This window comes from Pseudomonas sp. HMSC066A08, from assembly GCF_001813025.1.
Taxonomy (GTDB): Bacteria; Pseudomonadota; Gammaproteobacteria; order Pseudomonadales; family Pseudomonadaceae; genus Pseudomonas; species Pseudomonas aeruginosa.
The window spans coordinates 50,325-51,806 of sequence record NZ_KV811362.1 but is presented as its reverse complement, the minus strand read 5'-3'; the positions used below and the strand labels follow the sequence as shown (position 1 = coordinate 51,806).

General features: G+C 66.9%; 2 protein-coding genes. Both read left to right on the top strand.

Annotated elements, in window-relative coordinates:
• The coding region (locus HMPREF2886_RS28415; protein ID WP_139148427.1) for a cytochrome ubiquinol oxidase subunit I at positions 1 to 794 on the top strand (794 nt) is incomplete at its 5' end.
• A 2-nt stretch (positions 795 to 796) separates the two neighbouring features.
• A partial coding sequence (gene cydB / locus HMPREF2886_RS28410; protein ID WP_070748818.1) for a cytochrome d ubiquinol oxidase subunit II occupies positions 797 to 1,482 on the top strand: 686 nt, incomplete at its 3' end.

The window sequence follows — 1,482 nt, the reverse complement described above, 5'->3', positions numbered from 1 at the left end:
TCCGCAAGATGCTCTCGATGGCCATGTGGATGGCTCTGGTCGTCGCCCCGGTGCAGGCGCTGATCGGCGATGCCCACGGCCTCAACACCCTGGAGCACCAGCCGGCGAAGATCGCCGCGATCGAGGGGCATTGGGACAACGCCGAAGGCGGGCCGACCCCGCTGGTCCTGGTCGGCTGGCCGGACATGCAGCGCGAGGAAACCCGCTTCAAGGTGGAGATCCCGCTGCTCGGCAGCCTGATCCTCAAGCACAGCCTGAGCGAACCGATCCCGGCGCTGAAGGAATTCGCCGCGCAAGACCGCCCCAACTCCACGGTGATCTTCTGGACCTTCCGCCTGATGGTCGGGCTTGGCCTGCTGATGATCGCCACCGGTGTCTGCAGCCTTTGGCTACGTTGGCGCGGGGGAGAGCGGCTGTACCGCTCGCGGTCGTTCCTGCGCCTGGTGCTGGCGATGGGGCCGTCCGGCCTGGTCGCCATCCTCGCCGGCTGGATCACCACCGAGATGGGCCGCCAGCCTTGGGTGGTGTATGGCCTGCTGCGCACCCGCGATGCCGTCTCGGCTCACGGCGCCGGCCAGTTGGGGCTTAGCCTGGCGCTGTTCGTACTGGTCTACTTCGCCGTCTTCGGGATCGGTTTCGTCTATCTGCTGCGACTGATCCGCAAGGGGCCGCGCACGGCGGAAGGACGCCAGGCCGGGGAGGGCGGCGCCGGGCGCCGGAGTACCCCGGCACGACCGCTGTCGGCGGCCGACGAGAGGCTGGAAGACAACCAGGACGATACCGGGAGGAACTGAGCATGGGCATCGACCTACCCCTGATATGGGTGATCATCATTTTGTTCAGCGTCATGATGTATGTGGTGATGGACGGCTTCGACCTGGGCATCGGCATGCTCTATCCGTTCTTTCGCGAGGCGCGCGAGCGCGACGTGATGATGAACAGCGTGGCGCCGGTCTGGGACGGCAACGAGACCTGGCTGGTGCTGGGTGGTGCCGGCCTCTTCGGTGCCTTTCCGCTGGCCTACTCCGTGGTGTTGCCGGCACTCTACCTGCCGCTGGTGTTCATGCTGATCGGCCTGGTGTTCCGAGGCGTAGCCTTCGAGTTCCGCTTCAAGGCCACGCCGGCCAGGCGGCATGTCTGGGACAAGGCGTTCATCGGCGGTTCGCTGCTGGCGACCTTCTGCCAGGGCGTGGTCCTGGGAACTTTCATCGACGGCATCCCGGTGGAGAACCGCCGCTTCGCCGGCGGTTCGCTGGACTGGATCGCGCCGTTCCCGCTGTTCTGCGGCGCGGGGCTGGTAGCGGCGTACAGCCTGCTCGGCTGCACCTGGCTGATCTTGAAGACCGAAGGCCGCCTGCAGGAGCGCATGTACGATCTGGCGCGGCCGCTGGCGCTGGCGCTGCTGGCGGTGATCGGCATCGTCAGCCTGTGGACACCGCTGACCCATCCCGAGATCGCCGCACGCTGGTTCAGCCTGCCGAA